The sequence below is a fragment of the Streptomyces sp. NPDC050439 genome (genome assembly GCF_040655335.1).
In the GTDB taxonomy this organism is placed as follows: Bacteria; Actinomycetota; Actinomycetes; order Streptomycetales; family Streptomycetaceae; genus Streptomyces.
The window spans coordinates 158015-177621 of sequence record NZ_JBFAJT010000010.1; the positions used below are offsets into that span (position 1 = coordinate 158015).

The 19607-nt window shown below is 71.0% G+C and carries 16 protein-coding genes and 1 riboswitch; of the genes, 9 read left to right on the plus strand and 7 right to left on the minus strand.

Going from position 1 to position 19607, the window contains the following annotated elements:
• Nucleotides 1–347 precede the first annotated feature (347 nt).
• On the plus strand, nucleotides 348–3107 hold the full coding sequence (locus tag AB0I66_RS35395; RefSeq protein ID WP_363212131.1) for a hypothetical protein: 2760 nt from the start codon (nucleotides 348–350) through the stop codon (nucleotides 3105–3107).
• 102 nt (nucleotides 3108–3209) lie between these two features.
• Here AB0I66_RS35395 and cobN read toward each other — a convergent pair whose 3' ends face one another.
• A complete protein-coding gene (gene cobN / locus AB0I66_RS35400) occupies nucleotides 3210–6839 on the minus strand; it encodes a cobaltochelatase subunit CobN (protein WP_363212132.1) in 3630 nt (1209 codons plus the stop codon).
• A gap of 48 nt (nucleotides 6840–6887) precedes the next feature.
• Nucleotides 6888–6997, minus strand: a riboswitch (cobalamin riboswitch).
• An 85-nt stretch (nucleotides 6998–7082) separates the two neighbouring features.
• Here cobN and AB0I66_RS35405 point away from each other — a divergent pair.
• From AB0I66_RS35405 to AB0I66_RS35415, 3 genes are read left to right on the plus strand one after another with little or no spacing between them, the layout of a single operon-like run.
• Nucleotides 7083–8384, plus strand: a complete 1302-nt coding sequence (locus AB0I66_RS35405; protein WP_363212133.1) for a cobalamin biosynthesis protein CobG — start codon at nucleotides 7083–7085, stop codon at nucleotides 8382–8384.
• An 11-nt stretch (nucleotides 8385–8395) separates the two neighbouring features.
• A complete protein-coding gene (locus AB0I66_RS35410) occupies nucleotides 8396–9022 on the plus strand; it encodes a precorrin-8X methylmutase (RefSeq protein WP_363212371.1) in 627 nt (208 codons plus the stop codon).
• 2 nt (nucleotides 9023–9024) lie between these two features.
• A complete protein-coding gene (locus AB0I66_RS35415; protein ID WP_363212134.1) occupies nucleotides 9025–10512 on the plus strand; it encodes a precorrin-2 C(20)-methyltransferase in 1488 nt (495 codons plus the stop codon).
• 65 nt (nucleotides 10513–10577) lie between these two features.
• Here AB0I66_RS35415 and AB0I66_RS35420 read toward each other — a convergent pair whose 3' ends face one another.
• The gene (locus AB0I66_RS35420; protein WP_363212135.1) at nucleotides 10578–11360 is read right to left on the minus strand and encodes a cobalt-precorrin-6A reductase; all 783 of its coding nucleotides are present in this window, start codon (nucleotides 11358–11360) and stop codon (nucleotides 10578–10580) included.
• Nucleotides 11361–11378: 18 nt separating this feature from the next.
• On the opposite strand from AB0I66_RS35420, the gene AB0I66_RS35425 reads away from it, so the two are divergent.
• The gene (locus AB0I66_RS35425) at nucleotides 11379–12494 is read left to right on the plus strand and encodes a cobalt-precorrin-5B (C(1))-methyltransferase (RefSeq protein ID WP_363212136.1); all 1116 of its coding nucleotides are present in this window, start codon (nucleotides 11379–11381) and stop codon (nucleotides 12492–12494) included.
• A gap of 55 nt (nucleotides 12495–12549) precedes the next feature.
• Here the strand turns inward: AB0I66_RS35425 and cobM are convergent, their stop codons facing one another.
• Nucleotides 12550–13299 (minus strand): precorrin-4 C(11)-methyltransferase, encoded by a 750-nt coding sequence (cobM, locus tag AB0I66_RS35430; RefSeq protein WP_363212137.1) that lies wholly within the window; start codon nucleotides 13297–13299, stop codon nucleotides 12550–12552.
• A complete protein-coding gene (gene cbiE, locus AB0I66_RS35435) occupies nucleotides 13296–14609 on the minus strand; it encodes a precorrin-6y C5,15-methyltransferase (decarboxylating) subunit CbiE (RefSeq protein ID WP_363212138.1) in 1314 nt (437 codons plus the stop codon). Before cbiE ends, cobM begins: the two co-directional genes overlap by 4 nt.
• Nucleotides 14610–14805: 196 nt before the next feature.
• On the opposite strand from cbiE, the gene AB0I66_RS35440 reads away from it, so the two are divergent.
• Complete coding sequence (locus AB0I66_RS35440) at nucleotides 14806–15078, plus strand: DUF4873 domain-containing protein (RefSeq protein ID WP_363212139.1); 273 nt, start codon at nucleotides 14806–14808, stop codon at nucleotides 15076–15078.
• Nucleotides 15079–15221: 143 nt separating this feature from the next.
• Here AB0I66_RS35440 and AB0I66_RS35445 read toward each other — a convergent pair whose 3' ends face one another.
• A complete protein-coding gene (locus AB0I66_RS35445; protein WP_363212141.1) occupies nucleotides 15222–16034 on the minus strand; it encodes an amidohydrolase family protein in 813 nt (270 codons plus the stop codon).
• A gap of 140 nt (nucleotides 16035–16174) precedes the next feature.
• Between AB0I66_RS35445 and AB0I66_RS35450 the strand changes: the two genes are divergently transcribed.
• Nucleotides 16175–16597: a CBS domain-containing protein gene (locus AB0I66_RS35450; protein ID WP_363212142.1), complete on the plus strand. Its 423-nt coding sequence runs from the start codon at nucleotides 16175–16177 to the stop codon at nucleotides 16595–16597.
• 101 nt (nucleotides 16598–16698) lie between these two features.
• On the opposite strand, the gene AB0I66_RS35455 is transcribed toward AB0I66_RS35450, so the two are convergent.
• Both AB0I66_RS35455 and AB0I66_RS35460 read right to left on the minus strand, forming a co-directional pair.
• The gene (locus tag AB0I66_RS35455) at nucleotides 16699–17679 is read right to left on the minus strand and encodes an alpha/beta fold hydrolase (protein ID WP_363212143.1); all 981 of its coding nucleotides are present in this window, start codon (nucleotides 17677–17679) and stop codon (nucleotides 16699–16701) included.
• Nucleotides 17680–17987: 308 nt separating this feature from the next.
• Entirely contained in the window at nucleotides 17988–18224 is a 237-nt protein-coding gene (locus AB0I66_RS35460; RefSeq protein ID WP_363212144.1) for a hypothetical protein, read from the minus strand.
• Between the two features lie 276 nt (nucleotides 18225–18500).
• On the opposite strand from AB0I66_RS35460, the gene AB0I66_RS35465 reads away from it, so the two are divergent.
• The gene (locus AB0I66_RS35465; RefSeq protein ID WP_363212145.1) at nucleotides 18501–19292 is read left to right on the plus strand and encodes a hypothetical protein; all 792 of its coding nucleotides are present in this window, start codon (nucleotides 18501–18503) and stop codon (nucleotides 19290–19292) included.
• Nucleotides 19293–19320: 28 nt separating this feature from the next.
• Nucleotides 19321–19602 (plus strand): hypothetical protein, encoded by a 282-nt coding sequence (locus tag AB0I66_RS35470; protein ID WP_363212146.1) that lies wholly within the window; start codon nucleotides 19321–19323, stop codon nucleotides 19600–19602.
• Nucleotides 19603–19607 lie beyond the last annotated feature (5 nt).

Genomic DNA, 19607 nt, shown 5'->3' on the forward strand with positions numbered 1-19607 from the left:
AGTACCACATGGACAGTTCGGCTGGTTCGCGAACTCCGGCCGTGGTGGTTGTCCGGTGTCCGGACGGTGGAAGCCCCGGGTCCGCCGGATGAGGCGAGAGAGCTTCTTGCGACCGGCGGAGCCATCGGTCCCGGGCCAAGGCGTCGGGCGCCAGATGCTGGCGAGCAAGGCGGGCCACCACCGGCCCATGGGTCTTCTGACTGCCCGGCGGACACGTCCGCTGACCGGAGTCCCCATCGGGACGAGATGGCCGGTAGCGCGTCTGGGGGAATGTGCGCCTCGGTGCTGTGGTGAAGGCCCAGCGTTCGCGTGCTTGAAGCCGCGACCTTTTCAGAGAGGGGACGCTCATGGCGTTCCTCAGGCACAAGTCCACGGGGTTCCGCTGCGCGGTGGCCTGCCCGACTGCTCAGGAGTGGTCCGCGATGTTCCTGCGGCCCTCCACCGCCGCGGCCATCAGCGAGACGGCGCTGCTCTCCGATGCGTCGACGCACCAGGTGTACGGGAGCCAGTTCACCGAGCTGCAGCAGACGCAGTACCAGGACTTCAAGTTATACCCGCACGCCGTACTTCAACTGCCCGCCCACTCGGACGGCTCGGCACAGTACCTGTTCATCACCGGCTCGGACAGTCTGCGTTATCGCGTGGGCACCGGCGTGGTGCAGCGCGAAGAGCTGGTCATGCGCGGCTGGCTGCCCGCCGACTGGCAGAACAACGTCGACGCACTGCTGCAGGCACCCAACTCCTCGGCGAACGAATGGCGCACGTACCTGTTCAAGGGCAGCCGCGTCCTCACCTACAACTGGGGTGTCAACTCCGAGTCCGTCGAACGGAATGTTCTGATCACGCAAGGCCCGGACGCGGACGCGCCCGGGTGGGCCAAGCTCCCGGCCGACTTCCGCTCCGACCTCGACCACGTCGTCGCGCTGCCGCCCGCCGCCGGCGTACGCCGCTCGCTGCTCATCAAGGGAACCCAGGGGATCATCCTCAACTGGAGCACCGGCGTGGAGAAGTCGGGCGCTCTCACCTCACTCACCACCGGCCTGGGCAAGCTTCCGGCGAACTACACGACGCGCTACCTCCCCCTGTCCGGGACCTACCAGGGCACCAACACAGGCCAGAGCATCGAGGCGCGGGTCGACGTCGACGGCGTCGGCACGCTGTCCACGGTCAGCGGCGACCTGTTCACGGTGTCGGGCCAGACCACCACCTACGCCAACTCCTTCCGCTCCACCAGCGTGGATGTGCAGTGGACCCACGATTACGTGGTGATCGTGGCCAAGGGGCTCACCTGGGCCACCCCCTCCCCTGACCTGGTGCAGGTCCGGATGCTGATCAATCTCACCGCTGCCGGTCAGCCGCAGCGGGCTGCCGCGTGGCTGACGCTGGACGACGCGAACTCCTACTACCTCGCCCTCTGGCGGGATCTGCCCAGGACATCCGCGTACTTCCGTACGGTGGACTACGAGGTCGACACGGTGACCGGGGAGACCGCGATCGGCAGCTACGACACGTCGAAGGCCGCCACCCCGCCCGGATACACGAACCGAGTGCTCACGGTGCCCTCCTCGTTCGCCGAGGCGGGCGTCGAGCTGCGCACCGCCGGCACCACCAACGTCCTGGACACCACCGGATCCGGCGCGGACCTCCTGTGGTCCAAGGCCGAACTGCACGCGGCGATGGAGGCCAACTTCAGCCAGTACCGCGACATACCCCAGTGGAAGCTGTGGACCCTCGTCGCGCGTGACTACTCCGACGGCAACCAGGTCGCCGGCGTCATGTTCGACACCTCCGGCCTGCAACGGCAGGGAATCGCGGTGTTCACGAAGTGGAACGCCCTCGGCACCAACGACGAACTGCACACCTACGTCCACGAACTCGGCCATGCCTTCAACCTGCTGCACTCCTTCGCCAAGGACGCGGCCGTCCCGCCCGCACCGCTGAATCCCCGCGGCCGCTACAGCGACCTGTCGTGGATGTCCTACCCGCACCTCTACGACGGAGATCCCAGCGTGCCCGAGGACGGGCGGAGCGCCGCGTTCTTCCGGGCCTTCCCCTTCAGCTTCACCGACGACGAGATCCGCCACCTGCGGCACGGCTTCTACCGCAACGTGATCCTGGGCGGCAGCAACTTCGGGACCGGCGCCGCCAAGGAGCAGCCCTCCCTGGAACTGGTCGCGCAGCCCCTGACCGACGAAACCGGTCTCGCACTGGAGCTGGAGGGACAAGCGGCCTTCGCCTACGGCGAGCCGGTCGTCGCCCAGCTCAAGCTGGGCCGCACCGGCAGCCGCAGCCAGGTCACCGTGACCCCTGACCTGAACCCGGAGGCAGGAAGCGTCACCGTGGCGATCACCGACCCCTACGGGCAGAGCCGCCTCTTCCTGCCTCTCACCCGCACCTGCGCGCACGAGACCACCACGCTCACCGCCGAGACACCGGCCCTCTACACCAGCGTGTACCTCGGATACGGCGCCGACGGCCTTTACTTCAGTGAACCCGGCCTGTACAAGGTGACGGCCGCCTACCAGGCCCCCGACGGATCCCGCGTGGTCTCCGCCCCGCGCACGATCCGCGTCCGCCAGCCGCTGGCCGCCGCGGACCAGCACATCGGCGAGCTGTTGCAGGGCGACGACCAGGGACAGCTGCTGACGTTCCTCGGCTCCGACGCGCCGCAGCTGCAGCACGGCAACGACGCCCTGCAGGAGATCATCGAGCGTTACGGCGACCACCCGCTCGCCGCGCACGCCCGCCTGGCCCGTGGCGCCAACGCCGGCCGCCACTTCCAGTACATACGCGACGGCCATCTCGTCGTCCGCGAACCCGACATCAAGGAAAGCGTCCAGCAGCTCAGCGCCGCCATCAACGCCTCCACCGGCGACGAGGGCCTGGACAACATCACCCTCAACAAGGCGATGCGCCGTCTCGCCCGTGTCCACGCCAAGGACGGAAACCTGGTGGAAGCCGACTCCGTCCTCAACAAGATGGTCGACACGTTCCGCGGCAAGGGCCTGCCCCCCTCGGTCCAGAAGACCATCAAGGCGCAGGCCGAGGAGACCCGCGCAACCATCCACCAGGGAAAGACGCGGACCACCCACCGCAAGAAGAGGTAGCTCCGTAAACAAGGCCCGCAGATGAGCCGGCCGTGGGAGAGGGGATCACTCCCCGGCCGGCGCACGCATGTCGCGAGGGACGGGTCCGTGGCGGAGCCGGTATCAGTCCCCGCCCTCCAGGTTGCCCTCTGTCTCCAAGTACGCCTGGCGCAGGGCGTTGAGAGCGGCCGGGTCCGGCTTTTCCCACATTCCCCGGGACTCCGCCTCGAGGAGCCGTTCGGCGATGCCGTGCAGTGCCCAGGGGTTGGCTTCCTGGAGGAACTTGCGGTTGACCGGGTCCAGGACGTAGGTCTCGGTGAGCTTGTCGTACATCCAGTCGGCGACCACGCCGGTCGTGGCGTCGTAGCCGAACAAGTAGTCCACGGTGGCGGCCAGTTCGAAGGCGCCCTTGTAGCCGTGGCGGCGCATGGCCTCGATCCACTTGGGGTTGATGACGCGGGCCCGGAAGACCCGGGACGTCTCCTCGACGAGGGTGCGCGTGCGGACCGTCTCGGGGCGGGTGGAGTCGCCGATGTACGCCTCGGGGGCGCTGCCGCGCAGGGCACGGACGGTGGCGACCATGCCTCCGTGGTACTGGAAGTAGTCGTCGGAGTCGGCGATGTCGTGTTCGCGGGTGTCCGTGTTCTTCGCGGCGACCGCGATGCGCTTGTACGCCGTCTCCATCTCGTCGCGGGCCGGGCAACCGTCGAGCTCACGGCCGTAGGCATAGCCGCCCCAGACGGTGTAGACCTCGGCGAGGTCGGCGTCGGTGCGCCAGTCACGGGAGTCGATGAGCTGGAGCAGACCGGCGCCGTAGGTGCCCGGCCGGGAGCCGAAGATGCGGGTGGTGGCGCGGCGTTCGTCGCCGTGCGCCGCGAGGTCGGCCTGGACGTGGGCGCGCACGTGGTTGGCTTCGGCCGGTTCGTCGAGGGAAGCGGCCAGGCGTACGGCGTCGTCGAGCAGGCCGATGGTGTGCGGGAACGCGTCACGGAAGAAGCCCGAGATGCGCAGCGTCACATCGATGCGGGGGCGGCCCAACTCCGCGGCCGGGATGGCCTCCAGTCCCGTCACGCGGCGGGAAGCGTCGTCCCAGACCGGGCGCACGCCCAGCAGGGCGAGGGCTTCGGCGACGTCGTCCCCGGCGGTGCGCATCGCGCTGGTGCCCCACAGGGACAGGCCCACGGACGTGGGCCAGTCGCCGTTGTCGGTGCGATAGCGCTCAAGGAGGGAGTCCGCCAGGGCTTGTCCGGTCTCCCAGGCCAGGCGGGAGGGGACGGCCTTGGGATCGACCGAGTAGAAGTTACGGCCGGTCGGCAAGACGTTGACCAGGCCGCGCAAGGGGGAGCCGGAGGGCCCCGCCGGCACGAAACCACCGTTCAGGGCGTGGACGGCGTGGTCGAGTTCGTCGGTGGTGGCCGACAGGCGGGGAACGACCTCGCGGGCTGCGAACTCCAAAATGGCGGCAACCTGTTCACCGTGTTCGGTGGGGACCGCAGCACGGTCCCAGTCGGCGTCCTCCATCGCCTGGACCAGGGCGCGAGCCCTGTCCTCCGCCTCGTCCGCGGTGGTGCGGGTCGCAGCCGACTCGTCGAGGCCGAGGGCTTCGCGCAGCCCGGGCAGCGCCGTCGCACCGCCCCAGATCTGGCGGGCGCGCAGGATGGCGAGAACGAGATTGACCCGGTCCCCGCCCTGCGGCGACGCACCGAGGACGTGCAGGCCGTCGCGGATCTGGGCGTCCTTCACCTCGCACAGCCAGCCGTCGACGTGCAGCAGGAAGTCGTCGAAACCGTCGTCGTCGGGACGATCGGCCAGGCCGAGGTCGTGATCCAGCTTGGCGGCCTGGATGAGGGTCCAGATCTGGGCCCGGATGGCAGGGAGTTTCGCCGGGTCCATGGAGGCGATCTGCGCGTACTCGTCGAGGAGCTGCTCCAGGCGCGCGATGTCACCGTAGGAATCGGCGCGCGCCATCGGCGGGACGAGGTGGTCGATGAGGGTGGCGTGGACGCGGCGTTTGGCCTGCGTGCCCTCGCCGGGGTCGTTGACGAGGAAGGGGTAGATCAACGGCAGGTCGCCAAGCGCCGCGTCCGGGCCGCAGGCGGCGGACAGGCCGGCGTTCTTGCCGGGCAGCCACTCCAGGTTGCCGTGCTTGCCAAGATGGATCATGGCGTCGGCGCCGAAGCCGCCGTCTTCCTGCGCGGCGGCTATCCAGCGGTAGGCGGCCAGGTAGTGGTGCGAGGGCGGCAGATCCGGGTCGTGGTAGATGGCGATGGGGTTCTCGCCGAAGCCGCGCGGCGGCTGAATGACGATCAGCAGATTGCCGTGGCGCAGGGCGGCCAGGACGATGTCACCCTCGGGGTTGCGGCTGCGGTCGACGAACATCTCGCCGGGCGCCGGGCCCCAGTGCTCCTCGACGGCGGCGCGCAGCTCCTTGGGCAGCGTGGCGAACCAGCGCCGGTAGTCCGCGGCGGGCACACGCACGGGGTTCTTGGCGAGCTGTTCCTCGGTGAGCCAGTCCTGGTCGTGGCCGCCCGCCTCGATGAGCGCACGGATCAGTTCGTCGCCGTCACCGGAGGCGAGGCCGGGCACATCCGCCGCGCCGAAGTCGAAGCCCTCCTCGCGCAGGCGGCGCAGGAGCGCGACCGCGCTTGCGGGGGTGTCCAGGCCGACCGCGTTGCCGATCCGGGAGTGCTTGGTCGGATACGCGGACAACACCAGGGCGAGCCGCTTCTCGGCGGCCGGGATGTGTCGAAGACGCGCGTGGCGCAGGGCGATTCCGGCGACGCGGGTGGCGCGCTCGGGGTCGGCGACGTAGGCCGGCAGACCGTCCGCGTCGATCTCCTTGAAGGAGAACGGCACCGTGATGAGACGGCCGTCGAACTCGGGAACGGCGATCTGGCTGGCGGCGTCCAGCGGGGAGACGCCCTCGTCGTTCTCGGCCCAGGCGGCGCGCGAGCCGGTGAGACACAGGGCCTGCAGGATCGGCACGTCCAGGGAGGTCAGGGCGCCCGCGTCCCAGGACTCGTCGTCGCCGCCGGCGGAGGCCTGGGCGGGCTTCGTGCCGCCCGCCGCGAGGACCGTCGTGACGATCGCGTCCGCGGCCCGCAGCGTCTCGATGAGCTCCGGTTCGGGAGCGCGCAGGGACGCCACGAACAGGGGCAGCGCGCGTCCGCCCGCCGCTTCCACGGCATCGCACAGCGCGTGCACGAAGGCGGTGTTTCCGCTCATGTGATGGGCGCGGTAGTAGAGCACGGCCACGGTGGGGCCGTCGTCCGGCGTCTGGCGCGCGGACCGCTCCAAGGGCCCCCAGGAGGGCGCTGGTGCGGGTGCGTCGAAGCCGTGGCCGGTGAGCAGCACCGTGTCGGACAGGAAGCGGGCCAGCTGCTCCAGGTTGGCCGGGCCGCCGTGGGCCAGGTAGGCGTGGGCCTCGGCGGCGATCCCGACGGGGACCGTGGAGGCGGCCATGAGCTGGGCGTCGGGTGCCTGTTCGCCGGTGAGGACCACCACGGGACGGCCGTCGGCGAGCAGCAGGTCGAGCCCGTCCTGCCAGGCGCGGATACCACCGAGCAGGCGTACGACGACCAGGTCCACGCCGTCCAGGAGCGCGGGCAGCTCGTCCAGGGACAGCCGGGACGGGTTGGCGAAGCGGAAGCTCACCGGGCCGGCGGCAGCCCGGGCGCTGAGCAGGTCCGTGTCGGACGTCGACAGGAGCAGGATGGAGGAGTGCGTGGGGTGTCCCCCGGACGAATGCGGCATGCGCTGGCGGCCTTCCTCGGGGTGTCCGCGCCCCGGGCGGTGTCGGACGGCAGGAGTTCCTGGCTCGCTCGACCCTCACGGATCGGGCTCACAGTGGCGGGACCGCGCCGGATTCGCACCGGGCTTCCTCCCTGTCGCCGTCGTGGCGATGGCGGACCTGATGATCCACCAGGAGCATAGTAAGGGTCGGCGACCCGACGCGGGGAGTACGAGGCCAGTGTGATGGTCGGTATGCTCGCCGCCATGCCCTCGGCCCCCCTCCCTCCTTCGTCCCAGGCCACAGCTGCCGTCCGGGACCGCGGTGACGCATGCCCGGGCGCCTTGCGGCTGCACTCCGCGCACGACGGGGCGCTCGCCCGCGTACGCCTGCCCGGGGGCGTTCTGCGCACCGATCAGGCCGCGGCGCTGGGACAAGCCTCCCTCGAACTCGGGGACGGTGATGTTCATCTCACCTCACGCGGCAACGTGCAGCTGCGGGGCCTGGACGCCGACGACGGTGTAGAGCTGGCGCGGCGGCTGGCCGCCACGGGACTGCTGCCATCGCCCCGACACGAGCGGGTCCGCAACATCGTGGCATCGCCGTTGTCCGGTCTCGATGGCCGCGAACACCGTGACGTGCGGCCGTGGTTGACCGCGCTCGATGGCCTGCTGTGCGCGAGCGACACGGCGAGCGGGCTTTCGGGGCGGTTCCTGTTCGCCCTGGACGATGGACGCGGTGACGTCGCCGCGCTCGACGCCGATGTCACGTTGCGTGCCGCGCCGGACGAAGGAGCCCTCCTCCGGTTGGGTGCCTGCGGTGTGCTGCGCGTGCCCGCCGCCGACGGGCCTCGCTCCGCGCTGCTCGCAGCCGAGGTCTTCCTGGAGGCGAGCGGCGGGCAGGCCTGGCGCGTGGCCGAACTCCCCACGAGCGTAAGCGACTTGACCGCTGCGGTCGCAGGTCACCTGCGGGCGTGCGGCATACCCGTTTCCGGGCCGGTCGAGACCTCCTGGACTTTCGGCACGGAGCCGGAGCCGGGCGTCGTCACCGCGCCGGACGGCACCACGGCCCTGTCTGTCCTGGCCCCGCTCGGCCGCATGGCGCCCGCCCAGTGGGCGCAGTTGACGACCTCCGCATCCCGGGAGCTGCGCCTGACGCCGTGGCGTGGCGTGATCGTTCCCGACTCCCCCGCCGAGCTCCTGCACGGCCTCACCGCGGCCGGGCTCATCACCTCCCCGGCCTCCGCCTTGGCCGGCGTCGGCGCGTGCATCGGGCGTCCGGGCTGCGCGAAGGCGCAGGCCGACGTCCGGGCTGACGCCACCACGACGAGTACGGACATGACGCGTACGGACAGTACGGATGCGGGCGGCGGACTCCCGGTCTATTGGTCGGGGTGCGAGCGCCGCTGCGGACACCCTCCAGGGGACCATGTGGACGTGGTCGCCGGGCACGGCGCCACCTACCAGATCTCCGTACGCCGTGCCGGTCGTACGCGGACCGTCACCACGCACGACAACCCCTCACAGCGGGCCGCCGCCTTGGCAGTGGCCCGCCAGGACAACGCATGACTAGGAGCACGGTGTTCGAGTACGAGAAGGACGGCCCGGCGATCTACCGGCAGTCCTTTGCCATGATCCGCGCCGAGGCCGATCTGGCGGGCCTGCCCGCCGACGTGGCCCAGGTCGCCGTCCGGATGATCCATGCCTGCGGGATGGTCGACCTCGTCCGCGACGTCACCTACACCCCGGACGTCGTCTCCCGCGCCCGTGCCGCCCTGCGCGCCGGGGCGCCCATCTTCTGCGACGTGCAGATGGTGGCCAGCGGAGTGACCCGCAAGCGGCTGCCCGCCGACAACGACGTGCTGTGCACGCTCTCCGACCCGGCCGTCCCCGAACTGGCCGCCAAGCTGGGCACCACGCGCAGCGCGGCCGCCCTGGAACTGTGGCGCGACCGGCTCGAGGGCTCCGTGGTCGCCATCGGCAACGCGCCCACCGCGCTCTTCCGTCTCCTCGAGATGATCGAGGAGGGCGCGCCCCGGCCCGCCGCCGTCATCGGCGTCCCGGTCGGCTTCGTCGGCGCGGCGGAGTCGAAGGACGCGCTGGCCGACCACCCCTTGGGCCTGGAGCACTTGGTGGTACGCGGCCGTCGTGGCGGCAGCGCCATCGCGGCCGCCGCGCTCAACGCCATCGCAAGCGAGGAAGAGTGACCGTGAGCGGCAAGCTGTATGGCGTCGGGCTCGGCCCCGGCGACCCCTCCCTGATGACCCTGCGGGCCGTCGAGGTCATCGCCGAGGCGGATGTGATCGCGTATCACAGTGCCCGGCACGGCCGGTCCATCGCCCGCTCGATAGCGGCCGAGCACCTGCGTGCCGACCACCTCGAGGAGCCGCTGGTCTACCCGGTCACCACCGAGACCACCGACCACCCCGGCGGCTACAAGGGCGCAATGGAGGACTTCTACACCGAGGCCGCGGCCCGGCTCGCCGCCCACCTCGACGCGGGCCGCACCGTCGCCGTGCTCGCCGAGGGCGACCCGTTCTTCTACGGCTCCTACATGCACATGCACAAGCGGCTCGCCGCCCGCTTCGACACCGAGGTCATCCCCGGGGTCACCTCCGTGTCCGCCGCGTCGGCACGCCTCGGCACGCCGCTCGTCGAGGGCGAGGAGGTCCTGACGATCCTGCCGGGCACCCTGCCCGAGGAGGAACTGACCGCCCGCCTCGCCGCCACGGACACGGCCGTGGTCATGAAGTTGGGGCGCACGTTCCCCAAGGTGCGCGGCGCACTGGAGAGCTCGGGGAAACTCGGCCGGACCCGGTATGTCGAGCGGGCCACCATGAGCGGGGAGCGCCTGGCCGAGCTCGCCGACGTGCAGCCGGAGACGGTCCCCTACTTCTCGGTCGCCGTCCTGCCGAGCCAGGTCGACGCCCCCTGTCCCGAACGGGAGCGCGGCGAGGTCGTCGTGGTGGGCACCGGTCCGGCCGGCCCGCTGTGGCTGACCCCGCAGACCCGGGGCGCCCTCGCGGACGCCGACGACCTGGTCGGGTACACGACCTATCTGGACCGCGTACCGGTGCGTCCCGGCCAGCAGCGGCACGGCTCCGACAACCGCGTGGAGGCAGAGCGCGCCGAATTCGCCCTTCAACTGGCCCAGCGCGGACGCCGGGTGGCCGTCGTCTCCGGGGGCGACCCCGGGGTGTTCGCGATGGCCACGGCCGTCCTGGAAGCCGCTGCCGAGAAGGAGTACGCGGACGTTCCGGTGCGTGTCCTGCCAGGCGTGACCGCCGCCAACGCGGCCGCCGCCCGCGCGGGCGCCCCGCTCGGCCACGACTACGCGACGCTGTCCCTGTCCGACCGGCTCAAGCCCTGGGAAGTGATCGCCGAGCGGTTGCGTGCGGCGGCGGCCGCCGACTTGGTGCTCGCCCTGTACAACCCCGGCTCACGCAGCCGCACGTGGCAGGTCGGCAAGGCCCGCGAGCTGCTCCTTGAGTACCGGGCGCCGGACACCCCTGTGGTGGTCGCGCGGGACGTCGGCGGGCCCGACGAGCGGGTGCGCATCGTGCGCCTCGCCGAACTGGACCCGGACGTGGTGGACATGCGCACCATCCTGCTGGTCGGCTCGTCCCAGACGCAGGCCGTGCGGCGCGGGGACGGCGAGGAGATCGTCTGGACGCCGCGCCGCTATCCGGAGGCGTGAATCGGCGGTGCGGCGTGGCCCGTTGCCCGGGCCACGCCGCCGCCTTCAGCCCGGCATGCTCGGCGTCAGCCGGTCTCGGGAAAGAGACCGGAGCCCTGGACGTCCTTCATCCAGCGGAGCGCCTGCTCCGGCTCGGCCACGACGCGCACGGCCTCGGGCACGGGCGGCCTGCGCACCACCACCACGGGCAGCCCGGCCTCGCGGGCGGCCGTCAGCTTGGGCGCCGTGGCCGCGCCCCCGCTGTCCTTGGTCACGACGACGTCGATGGCGTGGCGGCGCAGTAGTTGCCGTTCTGCGTCGAGGGTGAAGGGGCCCCGGTCGAGCAGGACCTCCATGCGGGCCGGGTGCGGTGGCTCGGGCGCGTCGACGGACCGTACGAGAAACCACAGCTCGTCCAGGCCCGCGAAGGCCGCAAGACCCATCCGCCCGCTGGTCAGGAACACCCTGCGGCCCAAGGCGGGCAGCAGCTGCGCGGCTCCTTCGAGCGAGTGGGTCTCGTGCCAGTCGTCGCCCGCCACCGGGGCCCACCCGGGGCGTCGCAGCGCGAGCAGGGGAACATGGGCGGTGGCGGCGGCGTGTGCCGCGTTGAAACTGATCGTTCCGGCGAAAGGGTGCGTGGCGTCGATGAGTGCGTCCACCTTGTGCTCACGCAGCCACGAGGCCAGCCCCTCGGCCCCGCCGAAGCCGCCCACGCGCACCTCGCCGGGCGGCAGCCGGGGCGCGGCCACCCGGCCGGCCAGGGAGTTCGTCACCCGCAGCCCGGGCAGGGCGGCGTCCGCCGACAGTTCAGCCAGAAGTTCGGCCAGGCGGCGGGCCTCAGTGGTGCCGCCCAAGATCAATACGTGCACGAAAGCTCGGTTCCCTTCATGAATGAGCCCAAGGGCGGTCGTGGCGCCCAACTCAAGCACACCGGCCTGCGGCCCGGCTGGACCACCGGTGCCTGTGCGACCGCCGCGACCACCGCCGCGTACACCGCGCTGCTGACCGGCGAGTTCCCCGATCCGGTGACGATCACGTTGCCCAAGGGGCAGACCCCGTCGTTTGCGCTGGCGGCCGAGGAACTGGCCGGTTCGCACGCCATGGCGGGCATCGTCAAGGACGCGGGCGATGACCCGGACGTGACCCATGGCGCGCTCGTGCGTGCGACGGTGCGGCGGCTGCCCGCGGGTGCCGGAGTCGTGTTCAAGGCGGGTCCCGGTGTGGGCACGATCACCCGGCCCGGTCTGCCCCTGCCGGTCGGCGAACCGGCTGTGAACCCGGTTCCGCGCCGGATGATGCGCGACCACATCGCCCGGACCGCACAGCGGTACGGCGGCACCGGCGATATCGAGATCACGGTGTCCGTCGACCACGGCGAGGAGATCGCCCGCTCCACCTGGAATCCCCGCCTCGGCATTCTCGGCGGCATCTCGATCCTGGGCACGACCGGCATCGTGGTGCCCTACTCCTGCTCGGCGTGGATCGACTCCATCCGGCGCGGAGTGGACGTGGCCCGCGCGGCCGGACGCACGCATGTCGCCGGGTGCACGGGGTCGACGTCCGAGAAGACGGTGGTCGCCGAGTACGGGCTGCCCGAGGACGCCCTGCTCGACATGGGGGACTTCGCGGGTGCCGTACTGAAGTACGTACGCCGGCATCCCGTCGACCGGCTCACGATCTGCGGCGGTTTCGCCAAGCTGTCCAAGCTGGCGGCGGGCCATCTCGACCTGCACTCCGGCCGCTCCCAGGTCGACAAGGGCTTCCTCGGCGAACTGGCCCGCCGTGGCGGCGCGAACCAGACCCTGGTCGCCGAAGTGACCTCGGCCAACACGGGGCTCGCCGCGCTCCAGCTGTGCCAGGCCGCCGGGGTTCCGCTCGGCGACCTGGTGGCGGTCGCCGCCCGCGACGAGGCACTGGCGGTGCTGCGGGGTGCGCCCGTCACGGTCGACGTGATCTGCATCGACCGAGCGGGCACGGTCGTGGGCCGCAGCACGGTCCGCTAGGCGACGGCGCCGCCACGCGGCCCGTCCTGTCCGCAGCCCGCCCCTCGGTGCCTCGTCAGCAGGAATGCCGCTCCCGCTCGGGCGAGTACAGGTGGCTGTCCCTGAAGTGCTCCGCGCCCAGCGACCGCCCGACCATGATGACGGCGGTGCGCAGCACTTCCGCCTCCTTCACCTTTCCGGCGATCTCGTCGAGGGTGCCGCGGATGATCAACTCGTCGGGGCGGGAGGCGTAGGCCACCACGGCCGCGGGGCAGTCGGCACCGTAGTGCGGCAACAGCTCTCCCACCACGCGGTCCACGTACCGGGCGGCCAGGTGCAGCACGATCAGCGCGCCACTGCGACCGAGGGTGGCCAGGTCTTCGCCCTCCGGCATGGCGGTGGCCCGGTTGGCGACACGGGTGAGGATGACGGTCTGACCGACGGTCGGCACGGTCAGTTCCCGCTTGAGGGAAGCCGCCGCGGCGGCGAAAGCGGGGACGCCGGGCACGACGTCGTAGGGCACCCCCGCCGCGTCCAGCCGCCGCATCTGCTCACCGACCGCACTGAACACCGACGGGTCCCCCGAGTGCAGCCGGGCCACGTCGTGCCCCGCTTCATGGGCGCGGAGCAACTCGGCGGTGATCTCGTCGAGGTTGAGCTGCGCGGTGTCCACCAGCCGTGCGTCCGGCGGGCACTCGGCGAGCAGCTCACGCGGGACGAGGCTGCCCGCGTACAGGCAGACCTGGCAGGCGGCGAGCGTACGGGCGCCACGCACCGTGATCAGATCTGCGGCGCCGGGACCGGCGCCGATGAAGTACACGGTCATCTGTCTGCTCCTGCAACGGGATCGGTCGGATCGGATGTCTCGTGAGCTGGAACGGCCGTCTTCCGCACGGCCCACTGGGTCACCGGCATGGCCTGGCGCCAGCCGGTGAAGCCGCCCACCGGCACGGCGTGCGCGACCGCGAGCCGCACCAGGTCACCGCCGTGGCGCCGGTAGGCGTCGGCGAGCAGCGCCTCGGACTCCAGCGTCACGGTGTTGGCGACGAGCCGCCCGCCGAGGGGCAGCGCCTCCCAGCACGCTTCGAGGAGACCGGGCGCGGTGAGGCCGCCGCCCACGAACACCGCGTCCGGAGGCGGGAGTTCGGCCAGCACGGCGGGTGCGGCGCCGGTGACGACCCGCAGCTGGGGCACTCCGAGCCGGGCGGCGTTGCGTGTGATGCGCTCGGCGCGCACCGGGTCGCGCTCGACGGTGACCGCCCGGCACGAGGAGTGGGTACGCAGCCATTCGACGGCGATCGAGCCCGAGCCGCCGCCGATGTCCCAGAGCAGCTCCCCGGGGGCCGGGCCGAGCACGCCGAGGGTGGCGGCGCGCACATGCCGCTTGGTGAGCTGGCCGTCGTGCTCGTAGGCGGCATCCGGCAGGCCCGGCACCGCGCCCAGGCGCAATGCCTCCGGAGCGCGGCGGCATTCGACGGCGACGATGTTGAGAGGGTCGCCGGGAGGGTGCTGCCAGTCGTCGGCACGGCTCGCTCGCGTCGTACGTTCCCGCTCCCCGCCCAGTTGCTCTAGGACCCGCATCGTGCTGGGGCCGAAGCCCTGTTCGCGGAGCAGCGCGGCCACGTCGGCGGGCGTGGTGGCGTCGGCGCTCAGGACCAGGATCCGGCGGCCCTCGTGCAGCGCGGCGGCGAGGCGGGCGAGCGGGCGGCCCACGAGCGTGACGACCTCGGTCTCCTCCAACGGCCAGCCGAGCCGGGCGCAGGCCAGCGCCGTGGACGAGGGGTGCGGCAGGACACGCACGGCTCCGTGGCCCAACTCCTCGACGAGGGTGCGTCCGATTCCGTAGAACATCGGATCCCCACTGGCCAGTACGACGACGGCGCGCCCCGCGTGTGCGGCGAGCAGACCGGGGACGGCCGGGCGCAGAGGGGAGGGCCAGGCGACCCGATCCCCGGTGCAGGAGACGGGCAGCAGCGCCAGCTGTCGCTCGCTGCCCACCAGCACCTCGGCGGCGAGCAGCACCGCGCGCGTGGACGGGGAGAGCCCCTCCCAGCCATCGGCTCCGATACCCACGACACTCACGGCGGAATCGGCTGCATCCGCGGACTCGGACGGCGCGGGTCGTGCGGGGGCCACTGCTCGATACCTCGGGGCTCAGGGGGACAACAAAGGCGCACTTTACTGGGCACGGTCCTGCACGTCAGAGCCCGGGTGCCGGTCAAGGCGATCCGCATGGTCCCCCTTGCCCGCCACTTCGCCCACGGCATGGCGGCGGCCGAGTTCGGGGAGGCGAGGACGGAGTCGTCGCTGATTCTTCGGGCAGGCGGGAGGCATGACCGACATCTACGAAGGCCCCGTCACCCTTGTCATCAACGGAGAGGCGACCCAGGTGATGGCTGCCCTGCAAGCCGTCGACCACCAAGCGTCCAGGACCTGGTCGGGCACGGTGCACGCCGACGGGCTGCAGGCATCGTTCTGGCCCGCGGTGCAGAGCAGCAGCGTCACGATCCGCATGCCCGACGGCGCCCAGGGGACCGCCCGGATCGACATGGACGCGGAGAGTGGAAGCGCCGCGATCACGGGCGACGGCCCGGCTCCGTTCTGAGCCACCCAGCGTCAGCTGTGGTGCCCGAGTGCCTGTGCGCGTCGGGCACGCGGTACGCCTCGGTTACGCGGCACGCGGCGGTCTCGAGGGCCGCCGCTTCGCGCGGGGCGACGAACTCACGCCCGCACTCCTTCAGCTCCCGGTCACAGGCGGAAGACCCGTCGTGCGTTGCCGGACAGGAACAGTTCGGTGGCCTCCTCGTCCAGGCCCAGCTCACTGAGGTGTTCGAGAGCCTGAGCGGGCGTGATCATGGGGTAGTTCGTGCCGAACAGCACCTTGCTGCGGCCCCGGCCACGCAAGTAGTCGACCAGCTCGGGCGGGTAGCGGCGAGCCGTGTAGGCACTGGTGTCGATGTAGACGTTGGCGTGCTTGTCCGCGACCGCGATCATCTCCGCGGTCCACGGATAGCCGATGTGCCCGCACACGATGGTCAGTTCCGGGAAATCGAGCGCGACCTGGTCGACGTACGGGATGGGGCGACCGGTTTCGGACGGCCGCAGGGGCCCCGTGTGTCCGACCTGCGTGCAGAAGGGGATGCCGAGGTCGACGCAGGCGGCGTACAGCGGGTAGTACAGGCGGTCCGTGGGCGGCAGTTGCCACAGCCAGGGCACGATGCGCAGGGCCACGAAGCCGAGCTCCTGCACCGCGCGGCGCAACTCCCGTACGGCGTGCACCGGTCGGGTGAGATCCGCGCCGGCCACCCCGCGCAGCCTCCCGTCGGCCTGAGCCACGAACTCAGCCACCTCATCATTGCTGATCAACGGCCCCTGCGGTCCGTACCAGGCTGCCGAAAGACCGATCTCCACGTCGGCGGCAGCCATCGACGCCACCGTCTCCTCGACCGGCAATGGCTCGTCCAGCAGCCCATGCCCCGTCCACCGGCGCAACGACTCGAACATCTCGTGGTTGGAGTGACGGAGCGTGGGGTGTTGCATCCACGCATCGATGACCGACACCAGGCTTCCTGCCTCTCTGCTGGACCGATGAACTCCGGCGATCCTGTTTCGCGGGCACCTCTCCCGGTCACCCGATCCTGACAGCCTCCGGCGCGGAAGCATGCCGGAGTACCCAAAGACAGAGAGGACGGCTCAGCACCATGGCCACGAAAAGGGCACGGGACATCATGACCGGCGGCGCGCAGTGCGTTCAGGGGCACGACAGCGCCCTCGACGCGGCTCGCAAGCTGACGGAACTGCAGGTGGGTGCCCTGCCCATCTGCGGCGAGAACAACCGGCTGGTCGGCGTCGTGACCGACCGGGACATCGTGGTGAAGGTCCTTGCGAAGGGACTTGATCCTGCGGAGGTGGAGACGGGCACCCTGGCGCAGGGCGAGGCCGTCACGATCGGCGCGGACGACGACGCGGAACAAGTCTTCAACACGATGACCCAGCACAAGGTCCGACGCCTGCCCGTCATCGACGGCACTGCCCTCGTCGGCGTGGTCGCGCTCGCGGACGCCGCCCGGGCTCTCGACGCCCCCGACGCGGGACGTCTTCTCGAAGCGCTCTCCACCGACTGAACCTCGCCTGCCCGCTACCCTGCGCGCGCAGCGGCCGTAGCCCAACTCCCCCGCGTGACCACGGCCGTGGCCCGCCGCGCTGACTGCGTGGAGCGTCCCCCTCAGGGCAGCGGGAGGAGGGGAATACGGGCCTTGCAGGCCCAAGTGCCGCGGTGCGCGGGGTCGAGGGCGTCCAAGGTCAGGTTGATCACGTTGGGCGAGTACAGGGTGTCGAGGTGACCTGACCTGTCGGTGGGACACACGTGTTGGAGCGTGATGTTGTCGACGGCTTCCGGGCGGTCGGCTGGGGAGGTGAGGAAGCCCGATGTGTAGGGGGTGACCATCTTGTCGTAGGTGGTGGCCACCACGGTGTAATCGACCCCGGGCATGGTGTCGCCACCGGCGTTGAGCCGCTTGAGGAACGGTGACCCCACCATTTGTTGCCGCGATGAGGGGCCTACGACCACGTCGGTCGTCGGGGCCACGGCCTTGACCAGGACATCGAGGCCGTTCGCCGTCGTTCCGTGGTTGTCCGGGGCGAGCCCGATCAGCCGGTGCACCTTCGAGGCGCCCCCCTCGAACTTCAGGTACTGGCGCGGCATGAGCCCGCCCAGCGAATGCCCGACGAGGTCCACCGCGTGAGCTCCGGTGGTGCGCAGCACGCGGCTGACGTAGCCGGCCAGCTCCCTCGCCGAGTCCTCGATCCGGCCGGTACCCTTGGCTCCCAGGGCGTTGAGCGGGCTGCCGTTGGCGCCGTAGTTCAGGGCGTAGACGCAGTAGCCCGCGTCGGCGAGGGCGGGGGCCATCGCGTTCCAGCTGTTGTAGGCGTTCATGGCCGTCCCGTGCACCAGCACCACTGGCCGGGGGTGGGCGCGCAGGTCCGCGCCGGCCTGGCAGGGGATCGTGGGGTTCCCCTGGGCGCCGGGCGGGCTGGAATTGGCGGTCGCGGGCGAGAGCAGGGTGGGCACGGTGGCCCCGAGGGCAGTGTCGTGGTGCGGCCGGGGTTCGTCGGGCGCGCTCGCCGCGGCGAGCGCGGGCGAGCAGGTGAGGGCGGCCAGGAAGCAGGCAGCGGCGACGGCCGTGGTGGCGAAACGCGAATGCATGGAGGGGACCCTTTCCGGCAGGCGGACGGAACCCAGGCATCTGCGGGTAGCGCATTCGGGCACCTTCACCGACAACGGCGTGGGCGTGCCGGGGTAACGACACATCACCCGGGCGCATCACGGGTCCGTGGATTCCCCCGCGATTCCCCCCGGGGCGGTCGGCGAGGATTCCGTCGGGGCGGTCGGCGAGAGTTCCGTCGGGGCGGTCGGCGAGAATTCCGTCCCTACGCCGGACGGAGGGCGGCCCCGAAGCCGCTCGCGACGCGCCACGCACACCAGCGCCGCCCCACACACATCCGGGCGACCGGTCAGACCTTGCCGCCGTTGCCCGACCGGGACCACACCTCCGGGCCACCGCCCATCCAGTGGATGAACATGCAGGTCTCGACCAAGTAGGCGTCGGCCTCGTCCATCCCTGCGCTCCGCAGCAACGCGACAATGTCGGCGATGGTGTGCGCGAGACCGAGGATCTGGCCGTCCACACGGACGCGGCGGCCTCCGGCGGTGGAAGGCGGGGACACGACGACGGGGAGCGGTTCGACCATGGCGCCAGCCTCACCTGTCACTGCGGGACCCGCATCCGCACGGCATCCGCAGGCCCAGTACGGGCGCCCCTCCCCCACATCCCGCCACGCCCCTGATCCAACAACAAATCTTACGGTGGCACGCCCGCTTTAGTGACATTTTTGCCGTATATGCGCAGTATGACTGTTACATCTCTTACGGGTTGCCTTGATGTGAGATGCGTAACTTCGTAGATGTCGCCGCAACGCAGCGGCTCATCCCCCCACCGAGAACGACCCGAAAGGGCCTCATTCCCCATGCGTACTACCCGCACCCTGCGCACCACCGCCATCGCTCTCGTCGCCACCGCCGGCATCAGCCTGGGAGCCGCTTCCGGCGCCATGGCCGCCACCGCTCCCCCGACGACCAGCTCCAAGCCGATCAACGTCGAGGCCGTCGCGCATTCCAAGGCCAAGAAGGCCAAGAAGGCCAAGACGGTGAAGCTGCGCGACGGCTCCATCGCCAAGGTCTACAAGCTCGGCAAGAACAAGGCCAAGGCCGTCATCTCCGGCCCCAAGGGCAGCACGCTCATCGCCGACCGCAAGACCGTGCACGTCAATCACAACGGCATGCACATCAAGCTCACCCCGAGCGGCTCCATCACCTCGTGGATGGACAAGGCAAAGCCCAAGCCGAACCCGAACAAGCGTGTCCTGGTCGCCACGCCCAAGCTTGCCGACGGCACCACCGCGAAGGTCTACAAGCTCTCGACGAACCACTACCAGGCCGACATCGCCGGCGCCGGTTCTCTGGACGCCAACGGACGCGCCGCCTACGGCCAGAACAACGGCATGCACATAGCGCTTCAGCCCGACGGCAAGCTCACTTCATGGATGGAGAAGGCCGGACAGGACGAGCCCGCGCCCGCGCCGACCCCCGACGACGAGGTGCAGCCCGACCCCGAGCCCACCCCGGACGACGAGGTGAAGCCCGACCCGCAGCCCGTCCCGGACACCGACGCCGTCAAGCCCGCTCCGAAGCCGGATCCCACCAAGACCGACGCGCAGCCGGCCCCCGACACCGGCGTCCCGTTCGCACCGGCCGCCTGAGGCGAAAGCCGGAGCCGAGGACCAGACGATGCCCCTGCGCGTGCACCTTAGGGCCCTGATGATCGTCCTCGGCGCGCTGACCGCCGTCGCCATGCCGACGGCGGCAGCGTTCGCCGATACCGCCGACATGCATCACCCGGAGGGTGCCGCACACCCCACCCCCCGTGAAGAGATACAGCCCGCCGCCCACATCGTCGGCGAGATCGCTCGAAAAGGGGCGGAACGCTCGACCGGTCGGCCCGTGGGCATGCTCCCCGACCCGAGTACCGACACGGCCAGGAATCGCACCGTTCTGACGAAGCACGACTGACCGAC